The sequence below is a fragment of the Pseudomonas sp. AC463 genome, assembly GCF_979253585.1.
Genome location: NZ_CEEDDZ010000014.1, coordinates 1 through 18,910 on the forward strand (window position 1 = coordinate 1; position 18,910 = coordinate 18,910).

Sequence of the window (18,910 nt, forward strand, 5' to 3'; positions counted from 1 at the left end):
GACCCGCGTCCAGGCCTCAAATGTGTAAACGATGTCCCCGGTTTCAGATGTAAACGATGTCTACGGTTCTACACCCCTCCCACATTTGAACCGCATCGGCTGGGCGACTTGCTCATGGCCGAGGATGGCGCTTATAGTTCGGCCGTCGTCCACATGGCGACACGGGTTTGGCGACCCGGTGAATGGTGCAAAAGCTTGTGCTTTTTTGCAGGTTCTTTTGCATCCGCAATAGCTGCTTTCATGGCGGCTGTGCGCGGGAGACCTTCGGGTCTGCCGGTTCCATTCCCGGTTCGCCAACCTGCGTACAGCTGCCACCCAATTCGTTTGGCGACGAATACGTGTGTAGCCCACCTCTACTTGAATGGGTTTTAAAACATGAACCGATACATGCCACTCACCGGCCACGACAGCACCACCCCTTCCCTGCTCATCGACACCCAAGTCCCGCTGGACGTGCTCCACGACGCGGAGCTCTACCGCATCCGCGCCGTCACCCAAGTCATGGAAAACCTGGCCTTTCGCGAAGGTCTGCAAACCGACAACGTCGTCCTCCAGGACTTTGCCCTGCTCTGCGCCATTCCGTTGCGCGATGGTTGTGATTTGCTGGATGTGATCAGCCGGCGGCTACAGGCTTAACCTGCAGACACAAAAAGGGCGACCCGCAGGTCGCCCTTTTCATTTGCCCGGCGTTTACGCCGCGCTGAACAACTTGTGCGGATCAATCACAAACTTCTTCGGCACGCCCGCATCGAACTCGCCGTAACCGCGCGGGGCATCATCCAGGCTGATGACCTGCACGCCGACGATTTCGGCAATGTTGATCCGGTCCCACATGATCGCCTGCATCAGCTGGCGGTTGTACTTCATCACTGGGGTCTGGCCGGTGTGGAAGCTGTGGGATTTGGCCCAGCCCAGGCCAAAGCGGATGCTCAGGCTGCCCATCTTCGCGGCGGCGTCGACGGCGCCTGGGTCTTCGGTAACGTACAGGCCGGGGATGCCGATTTTGCCGGCCACACGCACCACGCCCATCAGCGAGTTGAGCACGGTGGCCGGGGCTTCGGCCTTGACGCCGTCGTGGCCGTGGCCGCGTGCTTCAAAGCCTACGGCATCGACAGCGCAGTCCACTTCGGGCTCGCCGAGCAGCGCAGCAATCTGTTCGTGCAACGGTGTGTCGGTGGACAGGTCGGCAATTTCAAAACCCTGCGCCTTGGCGTGGGCAAGACGGATCGGGTTGACGTCGCCGATGATCACCACGGCCGCGCCGAGCAAACGTGCGGACGCGGCAGCCGCCAGGCCAACCGGGCCGGCACCGGCGATGTAGACGGTGCTGCCCGGGCCAACGCCGGCGGTCACGGCACCGTGATAGCCGGTCGGCAAAATGTCGGAAAGGCAGGTCAGGTCACGGATTTTTTCCATGGCCTTGTCGCGGTCCGGCAGTTTCAGCAGGTTGAAGTCGGCGTAAGGCACCAGCACGTACTCGGCCTGGCCACCGGTCCAGTCGCCCATGTCGACGTAGCCGTAAGCGCCACCTGGGCGGGCCGGGTTGACGCTCAGGCACACGCCGGTGTGTTGCTCCTTGCAGGAGCGGCACAGGCCGCAGGCGACGTTGAACGGTACCGAGACCAGGTCGCCGATTTTCAGGTTTTCGACGCCGCTGCCCATCTCGATCACTTCACCGGTGATTTCGTGACCGAGCACCAGGCCGGTCTGGGCAGTGGTACGGCCGCGCACCATGTGTTGGTCGGAGCCGCAGATATTGGTGGAGACCACGCGCAGGATGACGCCGTGCTCGATCTTCCTGCCACGGGGGTCCTGCATTTTGGGATAGTCGATTTTCTGTACTTCGACTTTGCCGTTGCCGAGATACACGACACCACGATTACCAGACATGCTTTCACCTCGCTGTTGTTTTTATGGAACTGCGTTGCCCCTTTGGGTGGGCAGCGCGTTTAAGTGCTCGGGTACAGATGCTGTTATTGCGTTGTTTGTTGGGGCCTCATCGGGGGCAAGCCCCCTCCCACACTTGATTGGGTTCACACGGTCAACATGTGGGAGGGGGCTTGCCCCCGATGGCGTCAGTCAGAGCACCACCGTCCTATTGGCGTTCAAAAACACCCGCCGTTCAATGTGGTACCCCACCGCCCGGGCCAATGTCAGCCCTTCAATATCCCGCCCCTTGGCAATCAAATCCTCGGGATAGTGGCTGTGATCCACCACCTCCACGCCCTGGGCGATGATCGGGCCTTCGTCCAGGTCGTTGTTGATGTAATGCGCCGTGGCGCCCACCAGCTTCACGCCCTTGTTGTACGCCTGGTGATACGGCTTGGCGCCCTTGAACCCCGGCAGCAACGAGTGATGAATATTGATCGCCTTGCCATCCAGCTTGCGGCACAGCTCCGGCGACAGCACTTGCATGTAGCGCGCAAGGATCACCAATTCAGCACCGGTGTCTTCCACCACTTGCCACACCTGCCGCTCCTGCGACGGTTTGTCGTTGGGGTCGAGGGGGAAATGGTAGTAGGGAATCTGGTGCCAGTCGGCCAAAGGTTTCAAATCAGGGTGGTTGGACACCACCGCGACCACGTCCATCGACAGCTGGCCGATGCGCTGGCGGTACAGCAGGTCGTTGAGGCAGTGATCGGCCTTGGAGACCATGATCACCACTTTTGGCCGGTAGTTCGGCGCCGTCAGCTCGAAGATCATGCCAAAGGCTTCGCCTCGAGTGGCCAGGCCATCGCGGAAACCCTGCTCGTCAAAGCCGTCGGGTTGACGGAATTCCACCCGAATAAAAAACCGGCCCGAGAGGCGGTCATCGAACGAATGGTGCTCGGTAACGTAGCAACCCTGCTCGAACAGGTAGCGGGTAACCGCGTCCACCGTGCCGAGCACGCTGGGGCAGTCGGCGGTCAAAATCCATGTATCAGGGGCGCGGCTCATGGGTCATTCCTCAGGCTTGAACACTCAGGCCGAATTCGGCGGACGCGTCCTGCAACCACAGCCACCAGTAATCCGAGAAGCTGCGACGGATCAGCAGTTCCCAGGTGTCTTCGGCGGTATGGCGGATCACCAGTTGCGACTTGGCGAACACCGTGCCCACCGCCTTGCCCACCGGGAAGTTGTTGGGGTGTACGTCGTAGCTGGTGGATTTCATCAGCACGTCGCGCACGTTCGGGCCGCTGAGTTCGAGGATCTGCTGGCCACCGCTGACGTTGACGACCTGGATATGCAACTCGCCCAGGGCGGCACGCAGGTTCTGCTCGGCGGCGAACTCTTCACCGCTGGGCACGATCAGCAGCCATTCGTCCGGGCCGAGCCATTGCAGGCTGGTTTCGCCTTTGACGATGACCTGCAGTGCGCCGGGCAGTTCTATGCCCAAGGCCTTGTGCACGCCGGCGGCGAAGGCGGCGTCGTGGCCGTCGCCACGCAGGGTCAGGTGGCCGAGGAGTTTCTTTTCACGCACGGTTACGCCGGCGTTTTTGCGGCCCTTGCCGACCAGGCTGGCGAGGTCGGCGTCGTGCAGCGAGGATTCGGCTTTGGCGCCGGTGGTGGGGCGTTGTTGGTAAACATTGGCGGCTGTCATAAAGCACCTGTTTTGAATTCTGTTGTGAGGCTGATGGCCTCATCGGGGGCAAGCCCCCTCCCACATTTAACTGCATTCACAAATCAAAGGTGGGAGGGGGCTTGCCCCCGATGCAGGCGACTCAAATGTTCTGCCGATCACCCTTGGGGTCAAAGAACACCGAGGACACAATCTCCGCCTCGATCACGCTGCCATCCGCCTGCGGTGAGAACACCCGCTCGCCGATGCGCTTCAAGCCGCCCTTCACCACGCCCATGGCAAACGAATAGCCCAGGGAGTTGTGCGCATAACTTGAGGTGACGTGGCCGACCATCTTCATCGGGATCGATTGCTTGGCGTCGAACACCAGCTGCGCGCCTTCCGGCAGCCACACGGTCGGGTCGATTGGCTTCAGGCCCACCAGCTGCTTGCGCTCTTCGCGCACGCAGTCTTCACGGTTCATGCCGCGCCAGCCGATCCACGAGAACGGTTTGGTGCGGCCCACGCACCAGCCCATGTTCAGGTCGTCCGGGGTCATCGAGCCGTCGGTGTCCTGCCCGACGATGATGAAGCCCTTCTCGGCCCGCAGTACGTGCATGGTCTCGGTGCCGTACGGGGTCAGGTTGTACTTTTTGCCGGCCTCGACGATCTGTTCCAGCACGCCCATGGCGTAGTCGGCTTGCACGTTGACTTCATACGACAGCTCACCGGTGAACGAGATACGGAACACCCGCGCCGGTACACCGCCCACCAAGCCTTCTTTCCAGGTCATGAACGGGAAGCCGTCCTTGTCCAGGTCGATGTCGGTGACTTCCGCCAGCAGCTTGCGGCTGTTGGGGCCCGACAGGGTCATGGTCGCCCAGTGGTCGGTGACCGAGGTGAAGTACACCTTGAGGTCCGGCCATTCGGTCTGCTGGTAGATTTCCAGCCACTGCAGTACGCGGGCGGCGCCGCCGGTGGTGGTGGTCATCAGGAAGTGGTTGTCGGCGAGGCAGGCGGTGACGCCGTCGTCGAAGACCATGCCGTCTTCCTTGCACATCAGGCCGTAGCGCGCCTTGCCCACGTCGAGCTTGGTCCAGGCGTTGCTGTAGATGCGGTTGAGGAACTCGCGAGCATCCGGGCCCTGGATGTCGATCTTGCCGAGGGTCGATGCGTCCAGCAGGCCGACGCTGTCGCGCACGGCCAGGCATTCGCGTTTGACGGCGGCGTGCAGGTCTTCACCGTTGCGCGGGAAATACCATGGGCGCTTCCATTGGCCGACGTCTTCAAACTCGGCGCCGTTCTTCACGTGCCAGGCTTGCAGTGCGGTGTAGCGCACCGGCTCGAAGATGTGCCCACAGTGGCGGCCCGCTACCGCGCCGAACGTCACCGGCGTGTAGTTGGGACGGAACATGGTGGTGCCCATTTGCGGGATGGTCACGTTCAGCGAACGCGCGGCAATCGCCAGACCGTTGACGTTACCCAGCTTGCCCTGGTCGGTGCCGAAGCCCAGCGCGGTGTAGCGTTTGACGTGCTCGACCGACTCGAAGCCTTCGCGGGTCGCCAGTTCAATGGCGGCGGCGGTCACGTCATTCTGCAGGTCAACGAACTGCTTCGGCGCTCGTGCAGTCGGTTTGTCGTGGGGTACCTGGTAGATCGCCAGGGTCGGCTCTTCCAGACGGCTCAAGGCTTTTGGCAACGTGCCTTCCACCGGCGCAAAACCGGCGTCGCTGGCCGCGCGAACGCCGCCTTCAAAACCATCGGCCAGGGAATCACCGAGGCCGTAGACGCCATTGATACCGCCGACGCACACGCGTTTCTGCGGCGCTTCGCCCGGTACAAAACCAAGGATGTCTTCGCGCCAGGTCGGCTTGCCGCCCAGGTGCGAGGCCAAGTGCACCACCGGGCTGTAGCCGCCGGAGCTGGCGACCAGGTCACAGTCGAGCCATTCACCGGGGCTGGTGACTTTGTGCGCTTTTACATCAATGGCGGCCACGCGGGCGGCGGTCACGTGCTTGCTGCCACGGGCTTCGACCACGGCGCTGCCGGTGAGGATGCGGATGCCTTTGGCGCGGGCTTCTTCCACCAGCGCGCCACGTGGGTTGTGGCGAACATCAGCCACGGCGACCACTTGCAGGCCAGCGTCGAGCCAGTCCAGGGCAACGCGGTAGGCGTGGTCGTTGTTGGTCGACAGCACCAGTTTTTTACCCGGTGCCACGCCGTAGCGGCGCACATAGGTGGAGACCGCGCCGGCGAGCATATTGCCCGGCACGTCGTTGTTGCCGTACACCAGCGGGCGTTCGCACGCACCGGTAGCGAGGACTACGCGCTTGGCACGTACACGGTGGATACGCTGACGCACCACGCCAATCGGCGCGCGATCACCCAGGTGGTCGGTGAGGCGTTCGTGAATGGTCAGGAAGTTGTGGTCGTGGTAGCCGTTGACGGTGGCACGCGGCAGCAGCACCACGTCCGGCAGGGCTTTGAGTTCGGCGATCACGCTGGCAACCCATTCGGTGGCCGGCTTGCCGTCGAGGCTTTCACGCGAGTCCAGCAACGAGCCGCCGAACTCTTCCTGCTCGTCGGCGATGATCACACGGGCACCGCTGCGCGCGGCGGCCAGTGCAGCGGCCAAACCGGCAGGGCCAGCGCCGACGATCAGCACGTCGCAGTGACGGTTGAAGTTGTCGTAGGTGTCCGGGTCGTTCTCGGTCGGCGAGCGGCCGAGGCCCGCCGCCTTGCGGATGTACTTCTCGTAAGTCATCCAGAACGATTGCGGGTACATGAAGGTTTTGTAGTAGAAACCCGGCGGCATCAGCTTGCCGCCGACCTTGCCGAGGATGCCCATCACGTCGGTGTTGACGTTCGGCCAGCCGTTGGTGCTGGTGGCGACCAGGCCTTGGTACAGCGCCTGTTGCGTGGCACGCACGTTGGGAATCTGGGTGGCTTCGGTGGCGCCGATCTGCAGCACCGCGTTGGGCTCTTCGGCGCCGGCAGCAAAGATGCCGCGTGGGCGCGAGTATTTGAAACTGCGGCCGATGATGTCGACGCCGTTGGCCAGCAGGGCTGCGGCCAAAGTGTCGCCTTCAAAGCCTTTGTAGCTCTGGCCGTTGAAGCTGAAGGTCAGGACCTTGTTGCGGTCGATGCGGCCACCGTTGGACAGGCGATTGATCTGGCTCATACCTTCTCTCCAGAGGCCTTGGCGGTGAATTGTGGCTTCTCACCGATCTTGTAGGTTTCAAGAATTTCGTAGGTCAGGGTGTCGCGGGTGGCGTTGAAGTACTGACGGCAACCGGCGGCGTGAATCCACAGCTCGTGGTGCAGGCCACGGGGGTTGTCACGGAAGAACATGTAGTCGCCCCACTGCTCGTCGGTGCAGGCATTCGGGTCCAGCGGGCGCGGGATGTGCGCTTGGCCGGAGGCGTGGAATTCCTCTTCGGAGCGCAGTTCGCCACAGTGAGGACAGAAGATATGCAACATAGGAAATTTCTCCTGTTAGTGGGCGACGGCCGCAGCGCCGTGTTCGTCGATCAGCGCACCGTTGTGGAAACGGTCGATGGAGAAAGGTGCCGCCAACGGGTGCATTTCACCCTTGGCCAGGCTGGCGGCAAACACGTTGCCTGAGCCCGGGGTGGCCTTGAAGCCACCGGTGCCCCAACCGCAGTTGAAGAACATGTTCGGTACCGGGGTTTTGGAGATGATCGGGCACGCATCCGGCGTGGTGTCGACGATGCCGCCCCACTGGCGGTTCATGCGTACGCGCGAGAGCACCGGGAACATCTCGACGATGGCCTGGATGGTGTGTTCGATCACCGGGTACGAACCACGCTGGCCGTAGCCGTTGTAGCCGTCGATACCGGCGCCGATCACCAGGTCGCCCTTGTCGGACTGGCTGATGTAACCGTGCACGGCGTTGGACATGATCACGCTGTCGATAATCGGCTTGATCGGCTCGGAAACGAGCGCTTGCAGCGGGTGGGATTCGATCGGCAGGCGAAAGCCCGCCAGCGAGGCCATGTGGCCCGAGTTACCGGCGGTGACCACACCGACGCGCTTGGCGCCGATAAAGCCCTTGTTGGTTTCCACGCCGATGCACACGCCGTTTTCCTTGCGAAAACCGATCACTTCGGTCTGCTGGATCAAGTCCACGCCCAAGGCGTCGGCGGCGCGGGCAAAGCCCCAGGCCACGGCGTCGTGACGGGCCACACCGCCGCGCCGTTGCACGGTGGCGCCGAGTACCGGGTAGCGGGTGTTTTTCGAGCAGTCGAGGTACGGGATCTCGTCCGCCACTTGCTTGGCGTTGAGCAGTTCGCCGTCGACGCCGTTGAGGCGGTTGGCGCTCACGCGGCGTTCGGAATCACGGATGTCTTGCAGGGTGTGGCACAGGTTGTAGACGCCACGCTGGGAGAACATCACGTTGTAGTTGAGGTCCTGGGACAGGCCTTCCCACAGTTTCATCGCGTGTTCGTACAGGTGCGCCGACTCGTCCCACAGGTAGTTGGAGCGCACGATGGTGGTGTTGCGCGCGGTGTTACCGCCGCCCAACCAGCCTTTCTCGACCACGGCCACGTTGGTGATCCCGTGTTCCTTGGCCAGGTAGTAGGCGGTCGCCAGACCATGCCCGCCGCCGCCGACGATGACCACGTCGTAGACCTTTTTCGGGGTCGGCGTGCGCCACATCTTCTGCCAGTTTTCGTGATGGCTGAGGGAGTGCTTGAAGAGGCCGAAGCCCGAGTAGCGTTGCATAGTCATTACTCCAAAACCGCGCTCAGCGATAAACCGGGAAATCCGCGCACAGGGCAGACACGTGCTTGGCCACGTTGGCCTCGACGTCGGCGTCGCCGAGGTTGTCGAGGATGTCGCAGATCCAGCCGGCCAACTCGACGCACTGCGCCACTTTGAAACCACGCGTGGTCACCGCCGGGGTGCCGATGCGCAGGCCCGAGGTCACGAACGGCGACTGCGGGTCATTCGGTACGGCATTCTTGTTGACGGTGATGTGGGCGCGACCGAGGGCGGCGTCTGCGTCCTTGCCGGTGAGGCCCTGGCGGATCAGGCTGACCAGGAACAGGTGGTTATCGGTGCCGCCGGACACTACATCGTAGCCGCGTTTGATAAACACGCTGGCCATGGCCTGGGCGTTGTCGATTACCTGCTGTTGATAAGCCTTGAAGCCTGGCTCCATCGCCTCCTTGAAGCACACGGCCTTGCCGGCGATGACGTGCATCAGCGGGCCGCCCTGGGCGCCTGGGAACACGGCGGAGTTGAGTTTCTTCTCAATGGCTTCGTTGGACTTGGCCAGGATCAGGCCGCCACGTGGACCGCGCAGGGTCTTGTGGGTGGTGGTGGTGACCACGTCGGCGTAGGGCAGAGGGTTCGGGTACAGGCCGGCGGCAACCAGGCCGGCGACGTGGGCCATGTCGACGAACAGCAGCGCGCCAACCTTGTCGGCGATCGCACGAAAGCGTGGGAAATCCAGGGTCTTGGAGTAAGCGGAGAAACCGGCCACGATCATCTTCGGCTGGCACTCGACAGCCAGACGCTCGACTTCGTCGTAGTCGATCAGGCCGGTATCGGTGTTGATGCCGTACTGCACGGCGTTGTAGAGCTTGCCCGAGGACGACACTTTGGCGCCGTGGGTCAGGTGGCCGCCGTGGGCCAGGCTCATGCCGAGGATGGTGTCGCCGGCATTGATCAGCGCCAGGTACACCGCGCTGTTGGCGGAGGAACCGGAGTGCGGCTGCACGTTGGCGTAATCGGCGCCGAACAGCTGTTTGGCGCGTTCAATGGCCAGGGTTTCCACCTTGTCGACGTGCTCGCAGCCGCCGTAGTAGCGCTTGCCCGGGTAGCCTTCGGCGTATTTGTTGGTGAGGCCGCTGCCTTGCGCTTCCATCACACGCTTGCTGGTGTAGTTCTCGGACGCGATCAGCTCGATATGATCTTCCTGGCGCTGCTCCTCGGCATTCATGGCCGCCAGCAGTGCGTCGTCATATCCCTGGATCTGGTCTTGTTTGCTGAACATCGCGTCTCTCCCAGCCTTTCGTATTGTTGAGGCCCGTGCAGGGCCCTTTGATGCGATGGTAGGGCTGGCGCAGGCAGGTCAAATGCCTGCGCACGCCACGCAAAGGTGCGTTTACGACATTGTTCAAACAACACCAAAACAAATGTGGAACAGGGCTTGTGTGGGAGGGGGTTAGGCGAGGATTTGGCGCACGAGTAGCAGCAGCAGGAAATGCAGGGGGTAGAGGGTATAGGCCCAGCGGCGCATGGCGGGAGGCGAGACAGTTGTGGCATGTCGCAATAAGACCAATCCCGCCAATGGCGCAATCAGGCATGTCGCCAAGCCCATTAACGCCACAGGCGTACCGCTATTGATCAGGATCTGCAATTGATTAGCCGCCACACACACCAGTCCCGGCAACACGCTGAAATACCATGGCCGACGAAACACCAGCAGCAGCGCCAATGGCAGCACTACACCAAAAAATCCGAACATCAGCTGCGTTGAAAACACCGCCGCCAAAATGAGCGCGATCAGCGCCAATCCTCGATCAACCAGCGCCTTCTGCTGCCATCCTCTGGCAACCAGCAGGCCCAGCGCCAAGGTCGGCAGCACGTTCAACGTATCGGCATCCTCGATAAACAGCCGGTACGGCACCTCGCTGATCACACTGAACAGCAGCAGCCAGCCGAGGTAGCGCCACTGGCCGGTCACCGGTGCATTCCGGGCACGCTGCAAGTTGGCCGCAATAGCCAGGCAAAACCACGGGAACGCCAGGCGCCCCGGCACGTACAGGCCATCGAGGCTCAGGCCGACATAGCGCAAATGGTCGAGCACCATGCAGAGCAGCGCCAGCCACTTGAGCAGATCCAGGGCGCCATCGCGGACGCGTCCGACAGGCATGGTGTGAGTAGCGTGCATAATTCCCCAGTGACTTTGCATTTACAGAGCGTGCGCCCGTCCGACAATCTTGGTTAAAGTGCGCACCAACATCGACCACAGGAATGGGCCATGACCGACAAGAGCCAACAATTCGCCAGTGACAACTATTCCGGCATTTGCCCGGAAGCCTGGGCCGCCATGGAACAAGCCAACCAGGGCCATCAACGCGCCTATGGCGATGATGAATGGACCCACCGCGCCGCCGACGGTTTCCGCAATTTGTTCGAAACCGACTGCGAAGTGTTCTTCGCCTTCAACGGCACCGCCGCCAACTCCCTGGCGCTGTCTTCGCTGTGCCAGAGCTACCATAGCGTGATTTGCTCGGAAACCGCCCACGTCGAAACCGACGAATGCGGCGCGCCGGAATTTTTCTCCAACGGCTCCAAGCTGCTGGTCGCGCGCACTGAAAACGGCAAGCTGACCCCGGAATCGATCCGCGAGATCGCCCTCAAGCGCCAGGATATCCACTACCCCAAACCGCGCGTGGTCACCCTGACCCAAGCCACGGAAGTCGGCAGCGTGTACACCCCGGAAGAAATCCGCGCCATCAGCGCCACCTGCAAAGAGCTGGGCCTGAACCTGCACATGGACGGCGCGCGCTTCTCCAACGCCTGTGCGTTCCTCGGCTGCTCGCCGGCCGACCTGACCTGGAAAGCCGGCGTGGACGTGCTGTGCTTTGGCGGCACCAAAAACGGCATGGCCGTGGGTGAGGCGATCCTGTTCTTCAACCACAAGCTGGCCGAAGACTTCGACTACCGCTGCAAGCAGGCGGGCCAGCTGGCGTCGAAAATGCGCTTCCTCTCCGCCCCGTGGGTGGGTCTGCTGGAAAACGACGCCTGGCTCAAACACGCCCGCCACGCCAACCACTGCGCGCAATTGCTCAGCAGCCTGGTGGCGGATATTCCCGGCGTGGAGCTGATGTTCCCGGTGCAGGCCAACGGTGTGTTCCTGCAACTGTCGGAACCGGCGATTGCCGCGCTGACGGCCAAGGGCTGGCGGTTCTATACCTTTATCGGTAAAGGTGGCGCGCGCTTCATGTGTGCGTGGGATACCGAAGAAGAGCGTGTGCGTGAATTGGCGGCGGATATTCGCGAAGTCATGAACGCCTGAGAACCAATGTGGGAGGGGGCTTGCCCCCTCCCACAGTTGAACACTGTGTATCTGGGCGATCAGAACTCGATCCGCACATCCCCTTTAGGCACGCTGCAGCACGACAGGATGTAACCCTCGGCTTCGTCTTCCTCGGTGATCCCGCCGTTGTGGTCCATCTCGACCTCCCCGCCCAGCTTCATTACCTTGCACGTTCCGCAGATGCCCATGCCGCAGGCTTTCGGGATCAACAGCCCCAGCTTGGCCGCCGCTGCGTGCACGGTTTCGCCCGGCGCCACGCGGATGCTTTTGCCCGAGGCAATGAATTCGACCTGATGCAGGTCCGCCAAGTCGATTTCCGGCGCGTCGGCGGCTTGTTCGGCTTGCTCCACCGCGTCGGCACGTGCTTCCGGCGGAGTGGCGCCGAAGGATTCTTCGTGATAACGCGTCATGTCGAAGCCGGCGACTTCCAGCAGGCGCTTGACCGCATTCATGTAAGGCGTAGGGCCGCAGCAGAACACTTCGCGCTCGAGGAAGTCGGGCACCATCAGCTCGAGCATCTTGTGGTTGAGGTAGCCGCGATAGCCCGCCCAGGGTTCGCCCAGGCCGTGTTTTTCGCAGATCAGGTGCAGGCTGAAGTTGTCGATCCGCGACGCCATGTGCTCCAGCTCGCGGTGGTAGATGATGTCTTTGGGCGAGCGCGCGCTGTGGATAAAGGTCATGTCGACGTTGGCGTTGGTGTCGTAGAACCAGCGCGCCATGGACATCACCGGCGTGATGCCGACGCCGCCGCTGAGGTAGAGCACCTTGGGGCTCGGGAAGTCGATGGCATTGAACAGCCCGACCGGCCCGTGCACCGCCAGCTCCTGGCCCTCGTGCAACGTATCGTGCAGCCAGTTGGAGACCTTGCCGCCCGGCACGCGTTTGATGGTCACCGAGAAGCTGTACGGCACCGATGGCGAGCTGGAAATGGTGTAGGAGCGCATGATCGGCTGGCCTTCGATTTCCAGCTCCAGGGTGACGAATTGCCCGGGCTTGAAAAAGAACAGGATCGGCTGGTCGGCCATGAAGCAGAAGGTGCGCACGTCCCAGGTTTCCTGGATGACTTTGACGCAACGGACGATGTGCCGACCATTGGCCCAGGTCTGGGTGGTTACCGGGTTCAGGAAGCTGTTGGACATGCTGACTCTCCACTGCCGATGTTCGGCTTTATGGTGGCGATTCTGCGTAACGCCGCAACCGCCCATTTACCTATCTGCGACATTCACATACTTATCGCGACCAGCCCCCATACCACGGGGGTTGCGCGTCGGGATCAGAGTGGGCCATGTCGCTCATGGATAAGGTTCTGGCATTCGCCGGCCCCACACTCGCTCCCAACAACGACGCTTTTTTTACGCCTTGCTGCAAACCTGATTAGCCACTTATCTCGGCCACACAGAATGGCCATGAGGACACACACGATGGACGTCACCGCAACCTTAAGCTTGGGCGATCCGCTGGAACCCGCACGCAAGGCCACCGCGCAAATGCTGCAAGAGCGCGAGCGCACCTATTCGCTGCCGCAGCCGTTCTACTCTGATGAGCGGTTGTTTGATATCGACATGCAGGAGATCTTCCAGAAAGAGTGGTTGATTGCCGGCATGACCTGCGAGATCCCTACCAAGGGCAACTACATCACCCTGCAGATCGGCAAGAACCCGATCATCGTGATCCGTGGCGCCGAGGGCGTGGTGCATGCGTTCCACAACGTGTGCCGCCACCGCGGCTCGCGCCTGTGCACCAGCGACAAGGGCAAGGTTGCCAAACTGGTCTGCCATTACCACCAGTGGACCTATGAGCTGGACGGCCGCCTGTTGTTCGCCGGCACCGAGATGGGCGCCGACTTCGACATGAAGCAGTACGGCCTCAAACCCGTGAACGTGAAGACCGCTGGCGGTTACATCTTTATCAGCCTGGCCGAGAACCCGCCGGCCATCGATGACTTCCTGTCGACGCTCAGCCATTACATGGAACCCTACGACATGGAGAACACCAAGGTGGCGATTACCACCACCTTGATGGAGAAAGCCAACTGGAAGCTGGTGCTGGAAAACAACCGCGAGTGCTACCACTGCAACGCGTCGCACCCGGAGCTGCTGAAAACCCTGCTGGAATGGGACGACGTCACCGACCCGCGCGCCGACCAGGCCTTCAAGGACCACGTGGCCGCCTCCGCCGCCGCCTGGGACGCCGAGAAGATCCCTTACGCCCACGCGAGCTTCGGCTTGCGCAACCGCATCGTCCGCATGCCGCTGCTCAAGGGCACCGTGTCGATGACCCTCGACGGCAAGCAAGGCTGCGCCAAGCTGATGGGCCGCATCAAGAACCCGGACCTGGGCTCGATGCGCATCCTGCACCTGCCGCACTCGTGGAACCACTGCATGGGCGACCACATCATTGTGTTCACCGTGTGGCCGATCAGCGCCCAGGAAACCATGGTCACCACCAAGTGGCTGGTGCATAAGGACGCCGTCGAAGGCGTGGATTACGACGTCGACCGCATGCGCCAGGTGTGGGACGCCACCAACGACCAGGACCGTCGCCTGGCCGAAGAGAACCAGCGCGGCATCAACTCCACCGCTTACCAGCCCGGCCCGTACTCCAAGACCTACGAGTTTGGCGTGGTCAACTTTGTGGATTGGTACAGCGAACGCCTGCTGAACAACCTGGGCGCGGCGCCTGCGCCTTACCTCAAGGGTGTGGCGGCACACGAGTAACGCTTTGGGTGTCGGGGTTCTGCGCTGTACAAAAAACAGCCAGAACCCTGACAACCCCCAACTGCCCTGCCCTCCAGCCATTGCCCAACAACTTATCCACAGAGCCACCCACAGCAATTGTGGGCAACTGCTGTTTTTCTCTGAAATAAACTCAAGAAAATCCGTGACTTATTCAAAGTCAGGGGTTTTATCCTCTATTGGTTGTTTTTTGATCTAAAGCCTGTAAGCCACGGTTTGTATGGGCTGTAGAGGAACGCAAACACCTTATCCACAGAAGCGCCAACAGACTTTGGGGGCAACTTTGGGGGATCTGTGGAAAACCGAGTGCGAGTGAGTAAAACCGAGGGTTTCAACGGGATTTGGAGGGGAAAAGCCGGGATTGATCACTTTTTGAACAGAACCCTACAGACCCTTATCTACGTGGCCTGCAGAAGGTAACGAACATCTTATCCACACGCAGGCTAACAGGCATTGTGGGTAAACCTGGACCACCACAAAACACTGTGGGAGGGGGCTTGCCCCCGATGGCTGAGTGTCAGTCAGTACATGGGTAACTGACCCACCGCTATCGGGGGCAAGCCCCCTCCCACATTTTATTCAGCGTACGACGCCTTCTTCTATGAGCAGTTTGAGGATGGCGTCCGCACCGGCTTCCGGGCTGAGGCCCTTGAGCACTTGCCCACCACCCCCACTGGCCTTGGCCGTCGCCGCCTTCATACGGTCCGCGCCGCTCTTGGCCTTTATCACCTTGAGCCGCTTGGGCCTCGGCTTGGCCGGTTGCAGCACGGCGCCTGTGAATAACTCATCCTCTTCAACCTCAACCTCATGCGCCGCCAACTCCCCGCGTTGCGCCGGGCCGTAGGCGCTTTGGCGGGGCTTGGGCGCCGCGTTATCCACAGTCGCCAGAAACGGCAAACGCACTTTCAAGCGCCGCCGCTGGCCACGGGGCAAGGCTTGCAGCACATGAGCCACGCCGCCGTCGATGGACTCAACCTGCGCCAGGCCCACAATCAACGGCCAGCCCAATTGCTCGGCCAGCAGGAACGGCAACATGCCCGAGCCTTCGCCGGTTTCCGCCTGGCTGCCGGTAAGCACAACCTGGGCGCCGGCATCGCGTAAATAATCACTGAGCACCGGCAAGGCATCCGCACCCGCCGGTTGCTCCAGCACGTGCAACTGCGGCAAACCCATGCCCAGGTAGCTGCGCAAGGTCGGCTCCTGGATGTTGCCGGCGTGCAGCACCTGCAACTTATCCCCAGCCAGTTGCAGGCCCAACTCCACGGCACGCGCGTCCTGCTCGGCGCGCCGTGGGCGGCCGGAGGTCGGGTGGGCGCCGATGGACACCAGGCTGATTACAGTGGTCGTCATGGCCATATCCTTAAGCTGCATCGCGCTTGGCGCCGTTGCGATAGGTGTCGACAGCGGCGATCAAGGCCTGCAGGATCGCGGCGCTTTCGCCGATCACCGACAGGTCGGCGCGCTTGATCATGTCGCAACCGGGGTCGAGGTTGATAGCCACCACCTTGTCGCAGGCACCGATGCCTTGCAGGTGCTGGATCGCGCCGGAAATCCCCACCGCCACGTAAACCCGCGCCGTGACCCAGGTACCGCTGGCGCCGACCTGGCGATCACGCGCCATAAAGCCATCGTCCACCGCCACCCGCGACGCGCCTTCGGTGGCGCCCAACGCAGCGGCGGTCTGGTGGAACAGCGCCCAGTCCTTGACCCCGTTGCCGCCGGAGAAAATGAATTCGGCCTCGGCCATCGGGATTGCCCCAGGGTCCACCGCCACCGCACCCAGGTCTTCGATGCGCGACAGGCTGCGTGCCAGGCTTGTGGATAACTCCACCGGCAACACTTCGTGGCGCGTTTCGCTGACCGGCTCGGCGCATTCGACGGCGGCCAGGATCAGGCGTGGCAGCGGCCGGGCCAGGTCTTCCTGGCCGGCACCGGCGCGGCCAATGCATTCGTCGCCCTTGATCTGCCACACCCGCGTGGCCGGGCGTTCCTTGAGGGCCGCGGCAAACCGCCGACCCAGTTCGCCGCCACCGCTGCGGCTGTCCGGCAGCAACCAATGGCGCGGGTTGAACTGGTTATCCACAGCCCGCAGGCCCTGCACGCGTTGCTCCGGTGCATAACCTTCAAACTCATGGCCTTCCAACACCAGCAGGCGATCGACGCCCGCCGTGGCGAACGCACTTTCCTTATGCTCACCAAACACCACCGCCAGCACCGCGCCGTCGTTGCCGGCGAGTTGTCGCGCGAGGCCGAGCAGGTCGCGGTCGTGGCTGCTCAGGCGGCCGCCGACCATGTCCGGCACCACGTTGATGTAGAACGCCGGAGCGGCAACCTGGTGCAGCGGCAATTGCACTTCCACCGCCGCAGTACGCTTGGCTGCGCCACCCTGCTGGGCGCCGCTGCGGTCGATGCGTTTGATGCCGTTGGGGCCGATAAAACCGACACCGTGCACGTTTTTGCGGATAACGCCGTTAGGCCCCATCCAGCTGTGTTGTGCCGGTTGCATCGCCGCGTGCAGCGGGTGCAGGCGGTTACGGGCGATCCATTCGGCCCGTGGGTCGCGGCGGATAATGTCGCTCATCAGTGCACCTCCGCAGGTTCACGTTTGATTGGGGCTTTGACCGGTGCTGCATCTTCCAGCAACGCGTCGGCCACCAGCTCGGCAATGTCTTTAATCAATGGCCGTGGTTCAACCACGCCTTCAAGCATCGCGGTGCATTGCGGGCAACCCACGGCCACCAGCTCGGCGCCGGTTTCGCGGATGTCGTCCATGCGCATATCGGGGATACGTTGCTTGCCGGGGATGTCCGTGATCGGCGCGCCGCCACCGCCGCCGCAGCAGCGTGAACGGAAGCCCGAGCGGTGCATCTCCTTGACTTCGATACCCAGCGCGCGCAGCACCTGGCGCGGCGCCTCGTATTCGCCGTTGTAGCGGCCGAGATAACAAGGGTCGTGATAGGTCACGCTGCTGCCTTTGTGCTGGCCCAGGTTGAGCGCGCCATCGCCGATCAACTCGGCCATGAAGGTGCTGTGGTGCTGCACCACATAGTCGCCGTTGAAGGCGCCGTATTCGTTTTTCAGCACATGGAAGCTGTGCGGGTCGCAGGTGACGATGCGCTTGAAGCTGTACTTGGCCAGGGTCTGGATATTGCGCGTGGCCAGCAGCTGGAAGGTCGCTTCATCGCCCAGCCGCCGGGCGACGTCTCCGCTGTCGCGTTCTTCCAGGCCGAGCACGGCGAAGTCGACCTTGGCCGCCTTGAGCACTTTGACGAAGGCGCGCAGGGTGCGCTGGTTGCGCATGTCGAAGGCACCGTCGCCGACCCAGAACAGTACGTCGCAGCTGCCCTTGTCGCTGAGCAGTGGCAGGTTCAGGTCCGCCGCCCAGTTCAGGCGACCGCCCGGGGCGAAGCCGCCGGGGTTGTCGGTGGCGATCAGGTTTTCCAGGACTTCCGCGCCTTTATTTGGCGTCGCGCCTTTTTCCAGGGTGAGGTGGCGGCGCATGTCGACGATGGCGTCGACGTGCTCGATCATCATCGGGCACTCTTCCACGCAGGCGCGGCAGGTGGTGCACGACCACAGGGTTTCGGCATCGACCAGGCCGTTGACGATCGGCTGGTGCGGGTTGCCGCCGTGTTCGCCGATTGGCTTGCCAGGGTAAGGGCTGCCGGCGAACTTGGCATCGGTGCCGCCGGCGAGGCCGACGACCATGTCCTGGATCAGCTTTTTCGGGTTCAGCGGCTGGCCGGCGGCGAACGCCGGGCACGCCGCCTCGCACTTGCCGCACTGCACGCAGGCGTCGAAGCCGAGCAGTTGGTTCCAGGTGAAATCCTTGGGTTTTTCCACGCCCAGCGGCGCGGTTTTATCGCTGAGGTCCAGCGGTTTCAAACCGGTGGAACGGCCACCGCCAAAACGCTCGGCGCGGCGGTGCCAGGCCAGGTGCAGGGCACCGGCGAAGGCGTGTTTCATCGGGCCGCCCCAGGTCATGCCGAAGAACATCTCGCTCACGCCCCACGCCACGCCCAGGCTTAGCAATGCGGCGAGCAGCCAGCCACCGAAGTCGGCGGGCAGGATCCCGGCCACCGGCAAAGTCACCAGGAAGAAACTCACCGAAAACGCCATGAGGCTTTTCGGCAGGCGCATCCACGGCCCCTTGGACAGGCGCGCGGGCGGGTTGCGCCGACGCAGATACACGAACGTGGCGCCGACAAACATCAGCACCGAGGCCAGCAGCAAGGCGTAGCCGAGGATGCGGTTGTGCAGGCCAAAACCGTGCACCAGGATGGCGAGCAAAGCCGACAGCACAAAGCCCAGCGCCGTGGCGACGTGGGTGTTGGCGATGTATTTGTCGCGGGCGACCACGTGGTGCAGGTCGACCATGTAGCGCTTGGGCATGGCCAGCAGGCCGCCCAGCAGGTCGACCTTGGACGCGCGGCCACGGCGCCACATGTTCACCCGGCGCAGGGCGCCGAGGACGGCGAGGCCCAGGGCGGCAAACAAGAGAATAGGCAGCAAGGTGTTCAACATGGTGAAGCTCCCACAGACCACACAGGTCTACTGTGAAAC

General features: G+C 62.4%; 15 protein-coding genes. 3 read left to right on the forward strand and 12 right to left on the reverse strand.

The features are described 5' to 3' along the window. Nucleotides 1-375: 375 nt before the first annotated feature. Complete coding sequence (locus AC0IYH_RS18170; RefSeq protein WP_471835564.1) at nt 376-636, forward strand: hypothetical protein; 261 nt, start codon at nt 376-378, stop codon at nt 634-636. A gap of 54 nt (nt 637-690) precedes the next feature. Here AC0IYH_RS18170 and fdhA read toward each other — a convergent pair whose 3' ends face one another. The 8 genes from fdhA to AC0IYH_RS18210 all read right to left on the reverse strand — a co-directional run bounded on the left by fdhA (nt 691) and on the right by AC0IYH_RS18210 (nt 10,460). After that, nucleotides 691-1,890, reverse strand: a complete 1,200-nt coding sequence (gene fdhA / locus AC0IYH_RS18175) for a formaldehyde dehydrogenase, glutathione-independent (RefSeq protein ID WP_076953248.1) — start codon at nt 1,888-1,890, stop codon at nt 691-693. Nucleotides 1,891-2,079: 189 nt separating this feature from the next. Then, nucleotides 2,080-2,937, reverse strand: coding sequence for a formyltetrahydrofolate deformylase (purU, locus tag AC0IYH_RS18180; protein WP_016977808.1), 858 nt, complete (start codon nt 2,935-2,937; stop codon nt 2,080-2,082). Between the two features lie 10 nt (nt 2,938-2,947). After that, complete coding sequence (locus AC0IYH_RS18185; RefSeq protein WP_471835566.1) at nt 2,948-3,580, reverse strand: sarcosine oxidase subunit gamma; 633 nt, start codon at nt 3,578-3,580, stop codon at nt 2,948-2,950. Nucleotides 3,581-3,701: 121 nt separating this feature from the next. Then, nucleotides 3,702-6,719: a sarcosine oxidase subunit alpha gene (locus AC0IYH_RS18190; RefSeq protein ID WP_471835568.1), complete on the reverse strand. Its 3,018-nt coding sequence runs from the start codon at nt 6,717-6,719 to the stop codon at nt 3,702-3,704. Next, the gene (locus AC0IYH_RS18195) at nt 6,716-7,018 is read right to left on the reverse strand and encodes a sarcosine oxidase subunit delta (protein ID WP_073525868.1); all 303 of its coding nucleotides are present in this window, start codon (nt 7,016-7,018) and stop codon (nt 6,716-6,718) included. The genes AC0IYH_RS18190 and AC0IYH_RS18195 overlap by 4 nt, the downstream gene beginning before the upstream one ends. A gap of 15 nt (nt 7,019-7,033) precedes the next feature. Further along, nucleotides 7,034-8,284, reverse strand: coding sequence for a sarcosine oxidase subunit beta (locus tag AC0IYH_RS18200; RefSeq protein ID WP_010207084.1), 1,251 nt, complete (start codon nt 8,282-8,284; stop codon nt 7,034-7,036). Nucleotides 8,285-8,306: 22 nt separating this feature from the next. Further along, nucleotides 8,307-9,560 carry a serine hydroxymethyltransferase gene (glyA, locus tag AC0IYH_RS18205; RefSeq protein WP_116626742.1) on the reverse strand — a complete coding sequence of 418 codons (1,254 nt, stop codon included), beginning with the start codon at nt 9,558-9,560 and terminating at the stop codon, nt 8,307-8,309. 171 nt (nt 9,561-9,731) lie between these two features. Next, nucleotides 9,732-10,460 (reverse strand): TraX family protein, encoded by a 729-nt coding sequence (locus AC0IYH_RS18210; RefSeq protein WP_471835570.1) that lies wholly within the window; start codon nt 10,458-10,460, stop codon nt 9,732-9,734. Between the two features lie 90 nt (nt 10,461-10,550). On the opposite strand from AC0IYH_RS18210, the gene AC0IYH_RS18215 reads away from it, so the two are divergent. Further along, entirely contained in the window at nt 10,551-11,591 is a 1,041-nt protein-coding gene (locus AC0IYH_RS18215) for a threonine aldolase family protein (protein WP_116626744.1), read from the forward strand. Between the two features lie 59 nt (nt 11,592-11,650). Here AC0IYH_RS18215 and gbcB read toward each other — a convergent pair whose 3' ends face one another. Next, nucleotides 11,651-12,751, reverse strand: a complete 1,101-nt coding sequence (gbcB, locus tag AC0IYH_RS18220) for a glycine-betaine demethylase subunit GbcB (RefSeq protein ID WP_116626745.1) — start codon at nt 12,749-12,751, stop codon at nt 11,651-11,653. 282 nt (nt 12,752-13,033) lie between these two features. Between gbcB and gbcA the strand changes: the two genes are divergently transcribed. Beyond that, a complete protein-coding gene (gbcA, locus tag AC0IYH_RS18225) occupies nt 13,034-14,329 on the forward strand; it encodes a glycine-betaine demethylase subunit GbcA (protein ID WP_471835572.1) in 1,296 nt (431 codons plus the stop codon). Nucleotides 14,330-14,926: 597 nt separating this feature from the next. Here gbcA and etfB read toward each other — a convergent pair. Genes etfB through dgcB form a run of 3 tightly spaced genes read right to left on the reverse strand, consistent with a single transcriptional unit; the run spans nt 14,927 to nt 18,871 of the window. Continuing rightward, on the reverse strand, nt 14,927-15,697 hold the full coding sequence (gene etfB, locus AC0IYH_RS18230; RefSeq protein WP_116626747.1) for an electron transfer flavoprotein subunit beta: 771 nt from the start codon (nt 15,695-15,697) through the stop codon (nt 14,927-14,929). A 10-nt stretch (nt 15,698-15,707) separates the two neighbouring features. Then, complete coding sequence (gene etfA, locus AC0IYH_RS18235; protein ID WP_471835574.1) at nt 15,708-16,928, reverse strand: electron transfer flavoprotein subunit alpha; 1,221 nt, start codon at nt 16,926-16,928, stop codon at nt 15,708-15,710. Next, a complete protein-coding gene (gene dgcB, locus AC0IYH_RS18240) occupies nt 16,928-18,871 on the reverse strand; it encodes a dimethylglycine demethylation protein DgcB (protein ID WP_471835576.1) in 1,944 nt (647 codons plus the stop codon). Before dgcB ends, etfA begins: the two co-directional genes overlap by 1 nt. Between the last annotated feature and the right edge of the window lie 39 nt (nt 18,872-18,910).